Source organism: Chroococcidiopsis sp., assembly GCF_051657925.1.
Lineage (GTDB): Bacteria > Cyanobacteriota > Cyanobacteriia > Cyanobacteriales > Chroococcidiopsidaceae > Chroococcidiopsis.
The window spans coordinates 43,220-49,552 of sequence record NZ_JBOFLP010000012.1; the positions used below are offsets into that span (position 1 = coordinate 43,220).

General features: G+C 48.2%; 5 protein-coding genes. 1 reads left to right on the forward strand and 4 read right to left on the reverse strand.

Annotation, left to right across the window (positions count from 1 at the left end):
• Nucleotides 1-44: 44 nt before the first annotated feature.
• Complete coding sequence (locus tag ACRC32_RS01015) at nucleotides 45-623, forward strand: DUF1997 domain-containing protein (RefSeq protein WP_438552232.1); 579 nt, start codon at nucleotides 45-47, stop codon at nucleotides 621-623.
• Nucleotides 624-682: 59 nt separating this feature from the next.
• Here the strand turns inward: ACRC32_RS01015 and ACRC32_RS01020 are convergent, their stop codons facing one another.
• The 4 genes from ACRC32_RS01020 to ACRC32_RS01035 all read right to left on the reverse strand — a co-directional run.
• Complete coding sequence (locus ACRC32_RS01020; RefSeq protein WP_438552233.1) at nucleotides 683-1,363, reverse strand: ribonuclease HII; 681 nt, start codon at nucleotides 1,361-1,363, stop codon at nucleotides 683-685.
• A 96-nt stretch (nucleotides 1,364-1,459) separates the two neighbouring features.
• Nucleotides 1,460-3,565: an Rne/Rng family ribonuclease gene (locus tag ACRC32_RS01025; protein WP_438552234.1), complete on the reverse strand. Its 2,106-nt coding sequence runs from the start codon at nucleotides 3,563-3,565 to the stop codon at nucleotides 1,460-1,462.
• Between the two features lie 9 nt (nucleotides 3,566-3,574).
• Nucleotides 3,575-3,745, reverse strand: coding sequence for a hypothetical protein (locus ACRC32_RS01030; RefSeq protein WP_015156311.1), 171 nt, complete (start codon nucleotides 3,743-3,745; stop codon nucleotides 3,575-3,577).
• 378 nt (nucleotides 3,746-4,123) lie between these two features.
• Nucleotides 4,124-6,333, reverse strand: a 2,210-nt coding sequence (locus tag ACRC32_RS01035) for a TIGR03936 family radical SAM-associated protein (RefSeq protein ID WP_438552235.1), incomplete at its 5' end; no start/stop codon positions are given.

The window sequence follows — 6,333 nt, forward strand, 5'->3', positions numbered from 1 at the left end:
CTTAAAGAAACTATAAATTCTCTCTATAAGCAACATTGCAACCCATGTATACTCGGTTCACCGCCTCTCAGTCTGTTGAAATTGTTGTCCCAGAACAACCTGTACCGATCCAACACTACCTGCGTCAACCTCAACGTTTGGTAAAAGCTCTGGTAGACCCCAGCCGGATCGAGCAGTTAGATTGTGAAAGCTTTCGGTTGAAGATCCGTCCGCTCTCATTTATGACCCTGAACATTCAACCAACCGCAGACTTGAAAGTGTGGACAGAACCGAACGGTACGGTGAATTTGCGATCGGTTGCTTGTGAAATTTTAGGATTAGATTACATTAACCAACGATTTGAGTTAAATCTGTGCGGTCATTTATCTCCTTATCAACACCAGAATATTACTCTGCTTAAAGGTAAAGCCGATCTAGAGGTAAAGGTTGAACTGCCTTTTCCTTTAAATATGACACCCCAATCAATTGTTGAGACTACTGGCAATGGCTTACTCAAAAGCGTGTTGGTGACGATTAAGCAACGCTTGCTACATCAACTTTTGACCGACTACCGCAGTTGGGTGAACGACAATCAAAATCAGTTACCAGTTACCAGTTACCAGTTACCAGTGAGTGAGGCTTGAGGTAGTTAACTAGCCACTGGCTGCCGAAACCTCTTCACTACTCCCTGCTCGTGTGCTCCCTATTCCCTCACTTGACAGGGACGAAAAGACAGCCGATGCAAGCGACAGGGACCGTGTTGATGCAATCCCTCGATGTGTCGCTGAGTTCCGTATCCTTTATTTGTGACTAAATCGTACTGGGGATATTTGACTGCAAGGCGAGTAATTAGGGCATCGCGCCACACTTTAGCGACGATACTAGCAGAAGCGATCGCCAAAGATTGCTCGTCTCCTTTCACGATCGCCTGTTGCGGTATAAATAAATCTTTAATGGGTTGTCTGCCATCGACTAAGCATAGTTCGGGCTGAATTTTCAGTTTCAGGACTGCCCGTTTCATGGCTAGTAACGATGCTTGCAAGATATTAATGCGATCGATTTCGGCAGAGGTTGCAAAACCAATCCGCCAATCAAGTGCTACCTGACAAATATGGGCTGCTAATTTCAAACGGCGATCGCGCGATAGTTTTTTGCTATCTCTAATCTGAGCTGCTACTAATTCCTCCAAGGCTGATGGAGGTAAAACTACTGCCGCTGCTACCACTGGACCAAATAAAGCACCTCTGCCTACTTCATCCACTCCAGCTATGAGGATAGAGTATCGATCGCTTAAACCTGAGTCAAAGTCCTGGGTAATGCCATTTTGAATTTTAGATTTTTGAACTTTAGATTTCAGTTTTTGAATGGACGATGACTTAGGCATAATAGTCAATCGAAAAAAGTAGGTGGGCATCGCCCACCCTACACTATTCACAAGCCCCCCTTTTGAAGAGGGGTTGGAGAGATCTTTACACAGAATCTACTCGTCACCATCTGCCGAAGAACGACGGCGACGGCGACGGACTGGAGTTTTGCGATCGGATTCGCTGTCTTCTATCGCTGGTAGTTCCAATTCAGTGTTTTCAGGAATTGCAGCTATAACCGGAGTATCGGCAGCAGCCACGCTGTCAATGTTAATGGTAGATACTTCTGAATCGGACGTTGTGCCATTTTCACTTTGAGGCAAAGGAGGTGCTTGCCCAGGCAAAACGACTTGCACGATCGCAGATTTGGGATTTTTCACTTCCCTGTCTAAGCGTACTATGGGCGATACGCCCATGACGGCGTAAATTTCCTGTTCCTCGGGTGTCATTTCCACCACAATTGTTTCTGGTGGATCGATCGCGACTTTGACGGGTTCCGGCTTTATGGGTTTAGACCGCTCTGGTTTTTCTACCCAGCCGCGATGGTCGCGACTTAGCGTTCCGCCTGCGGCATCGCGGCGATCGCCATAGGAAACTTCAGCGGCAATTGCTCCTTCCGATTCTACTTCTGGATCTGTATCTCGGTCGTTGAGCAGGGTCAGTGAATTAGCCGCTGCCCGTGGATTTTCTTCTTTATAGCCTCCCTCGCCGATGCGCCGCCGCCGCCGCCGCCGATTATTCCCCGCGTCGCCAATTTCTTGATAATTGGGATGGTTGATCGGCATTAAGTCTTGGCGATCGCTATCGAAGTCATTACTAACACTTTCTGCTTCCAATCCCCAACTACTACTACTACTACTACTACTATCGCGGGGTTCTACTGACCGAGGGTTGGGCATGACGCGGTATGAGTCCCGTGCTGGCTGTGGGGCTGACCATTCGGGTTCTCGTGCTGCTGGTGGCATTGATACTTCGCGTTCTTCCGATTCTCCTGGCAGGTGTACGACATGTCCTAAGCCGCCGCATGTAGGACAGGTGCGCCCAAAGAGTTCGTAAATATTTTGACCTTGGCGTTTGCGGGTCAGTTCGACTAAACCCAATTCTGATAGTTGGGCAATTTGCGGTCTGGCTTTGTCCGCTCTTAAGGCTTTATTAAAATGCTCTAAGACTTGTAACTGGTCGCGGCGCGATTCCATATCAATGAAATCTACCACGATCACCCCTGCCAGGTTACGCAAGCGCAACTGTCGGGCAATTTCTGTTGCCGCTTCGCAGTTCGTCCACAGTACGGTTTCTCTTGCCGTAGCGGAACGAGTGAAGGAACCAGAGTTTACGTCAATGACTGTTAATGCCTCCGTCGGTTGAATGATGATATAACCGCCAGAAGGCAACTCAACTCGCGGTTTGAGGGCTTCGCGAATTGCGGCATTGATGCGGAAATATTCCAAAATGGGAATGCGATCGCGATGGTGGTCGATCAACAACCCTTGAGGCGGCTGTCCGCCACCCCAGTTCATCAAGTATTGCTTGACCCGCTTGAGTCCGGTAGCAGAGTCTACCACGATGCGATTTACGTCCGAACCATACATATCTCGCAAGACGCGCTGAATAAAATCGTCATCGCGGTTAAGTAAAGAGGGAGCGCGGGTAGATTGCGCTTTCAGTAACACCTCTTCCCACTGTTTTTGGATCGCCTCTAGGTCTTCAATAATTGCTTCTTCTGGCTTGCCTTCGGCTTCGGTACGAATTAACAAGCCCATGCCAGCAGGTTTAATTAAAATTGCTAAAGCCCGCAAGCGGTTGCGTTCGTTTTCATTTCTGATCCGTTGCGATAAGTTAACTCCCCGTCCAAACGGCATCAAAACTACGTAGCGACTGGGTAAAGTGATATTACCCGTGAGCCTGGGTCCTTTATTGCCCGTCGGCTCTTTCATAACCTGGACTAAGACTTTTTGCTGCGGTGCGAGTAGTTCTGTAATCGCTGCCGCAGTCCGTTTCAGTTTTAATGGTCCGAGATCGGTAACGTGGATAAAACCGTTTCGTTCTGAATCGCCAATGTTTACGAAAGCTGCATCTATACCTGGTAAAACGTTTTCTACGACACCGAGGTAAATATCACCAACTTGATGTCGTCCGGTAGCAACGACGAGTTCTTGAATTTGATCTTCTGAAAAAACAGCAGCAATGTGATGCTGCTCTGCTATGATAATTTGTTTTGGCATTCAATTCCCTCAAAAATTCGCAGCATCAGAAGCTTTGAGGTCTCCTCTCTCGCTTCGATTGACTGAAGGTAGGCGCTGCTGGAAATAATAGTGGCGCTCACCACGCTCGATCGCAACTAAATCTAAAGATGCTGGCAGTTTAAAAGCATAACAAAATGTTTTCAAAACTGCTGCATACATAAGTCTGCTCTGAGAACCGAGCATTTTTGTAGTTTTAATCTTGACTCCCATCCTTGATTTGCGGACAGGAGCACAATATTAGTTCGCAGACACCTAATTCACAGACACCTAAAAAGCCTGTTTTGCCTGTCACTGGCTTCAAGAAACGCTCTTAGCGACTAATGAGACGACCGCTCCGTTTCAAGTGCTATGCAAAAGAATCGTGGATGCTTCTCAATAATTTTCGCTACTGTCCCATTTGGGAGAGCGAATCGGAAATCCAATGCAGCGCTAGAAAACTTCTGTTAGCTCAATTTTAACTCATGCTTGAGAAAAAGCAATCTTTTAGGGAGCAGGGAGTAGGGAGCAGGGAGCAGGGGAGCAGGGGAGCAACTACAATTACCACTGCTTATCTAGTATGAGTTGTTGGCGATGGATGTGGAGCAGTTGGATTTCTTGGCGGGCAACTTGCTCTAGCATGAACGTGACATGTTCTGGTTTCAAGTGATTGCCGTCTTGAGAGCAACTACCCGTATAGCGCAAGTTAAAGCTATTGTCTGGTTCTCCTGTATCTGGGTTGTGTGGTGAAACTAATTCTAATTCAAATAGGCGATCGCGCAAGTTCACCTGATAAGTTTTCTTGGATTTTGTCGTCTGCTCCCACCAAATTTCGGTTGAATTCTTAATATTTTCTATCCATTCCTGCCGTTGTGTCGGTGTTGTCGTTTGAGTTGTCGCTATTGTCAGGATGTACTCTGCTCCCGTTAGAGTCTTCATTGCTGCAGGTGCTTTTAAATCGAGCGCGATCGCATCGTATATAGGTATGTCTGTTGGTAACTGACTGCTCAGTTGTTGCCGAAAAACTGCTGGCTCGACGATTTGAGTTAGTTCAAAATCGACAATCTCTCCACTACTCGTTACTCCCAAAGGAAGAGCCAGCGCTACAGAAATCCTCGGGCTGGGGCTAAATCCGGCTGTAAAGGATACGGGCAATGCGGCTCGTCGGACGGCGCGATCGAACAGGCGCATCAAGTCGAGATGGCTCACTAGCGCCATATCTCCCAGCTTGCCAAACCGGAGTCGCAGTCTTTGAACTTTAGTATTGTTAGGAACGTACTGTCCGGCAAATTGGGGAATTGGTAGTGGTTCGATGACAATGTTGTGACCGAAATCGATTCCACAAACGCCGCAGTGAGAACAACCATCAAAAGAGCAATCGGGGACGGTTGCAGCCTCCATAGCGCGTTGCAGATCTTCCTTGAGCCACTTTTTCTCGATCCCAGTGTCGATGCGATCCCAAGGCAAAGGGCGATCTAGGGAGTCGGGAGTGGGGTGTAGGGTGTGGGGTGCGATCGATGAGTTGTGAATTGCGAATGGTGAATGGTGAATTGAATTGTCTCCCTCATACCCCTCTGCTCCCCTGCTCCCCGCTCCCTGCTCCCTGCTCCCTTGCATCAAATTCCACTCACCTTGCTCGACTTGACGATACTTCCAGGTTAAGCCGGATTCGGCGATCGCTTGTCCCCAAGCGTTATACGCTCTCTCTACGCTGTCGTACCACGAGTCCATTCCCGCACCCAGTTCCCAAGCACGACGCAATACGACGGATAAACGGCGATCGCCTCGTCCGATGAAGTCTTCCATTGCCGAGATCCGCACGTCGGTAAAATTAACTTTGACCCCTCTCATGTGCCGAAACTCTTGGCGTAATAATTCTTGCTTGCGCTGGAATTCCCCTGTAGAAACAGAATGCCATTGAAACGGGGTGTGGGGTTTGGGTGTAAAGTTGGAAATTGTTAAATTGAATGCCAAAGGTTTTCGACTGCGATCGCGACATTCCCGTTGTAGCCATGCGACAGTTTCCGCGATCCCCAACACATCGACATCTGTTTCCCCAGGCAATCCAATCATGAAGTAGAGCTTGATCTTGTTCCAGCCTTGTTCCCAAGCTGTTTTTACGCCTCGCAATAATTCTTCATTCGTCAAGCCCTTATTTACAATATCTCGCATCCGTTGGGTTCCAGCTTCTGGGGCAAAGGTCAACCCGCTTTGGCGATAACCGCCCAAAATATTTGCGATATTTTCATCAAAACGGTCTACTCGCTGACTGGGAAGCGAAAGGGAAATATTTTCGTTTTGTAGGCGATTTTTAATCTCCATTCCTACGGCAGGAAGGGATAAATAGTCGGAACAACTGAGGGAAAGTAGAGAAAATTCATTGTATCCCGTTGCCCTCATTCCCGTTTCGATCGCCTCGACAACCTGCTCCGGTTCTACGTCCCGTGCGGGACGAGTGAGCATTCCTGGTTGGCAAAAGCGACAGCCGCGAGTACAACCGCGCCGAATTTCGATCGTGAGGCGGTCGTGGACAGTCTCGACGTAGGGAACTAAGCCTGTAGAATACGCTGGTATGGGCGTAGCAACGCGCCGAATGATTTTCTCTGGAACGTCTGGACAATTGGGGTGAATGGAACCATCCATTGCCAGATCGTAAAATCGCGGCACGTAGACCCCTGGAATCTGCGCTAGATCCAGCAAAAGTTCTTCTCGATTTAACCCTGCTGCCTTGCCTTCTGCAACGACTAAACCAATTTCTGGTAACAGTTCTT

Bases quoted from the DNA above. Each gene is read 5' to 3' on its own strand.
- ACRC32_RS01025 (WP_438552234.1), bottom strand. From the start codon at position 3,565: ATGCCAAAACAAATTATCATAGCAGAGCAGCATCACATTGCTGCTGTT.
- ACRC32_RS01030 (WP_015156311.1), bottom strand. From the start codon at position 3,745: ATGTATGCAGCAGTTTTGAAAACATTTTGTTATGCTTTTAAACTGCCA.
- ACRC32_RS01020 (WP_438552233.1), bottom strand. From the start codon at position 1,363: ATGCCTAAGTCATCGTCCATTCAAAAACTGAAATCTAAAGTTCAAAAA.
- ACRC32_RS01015 (WP_438552232.1), top strand. From the start codon at position 45: ATGTATACTCGGTTCACCGCCTCTCAGTCTGTTGAAATTGTTGTCCCA.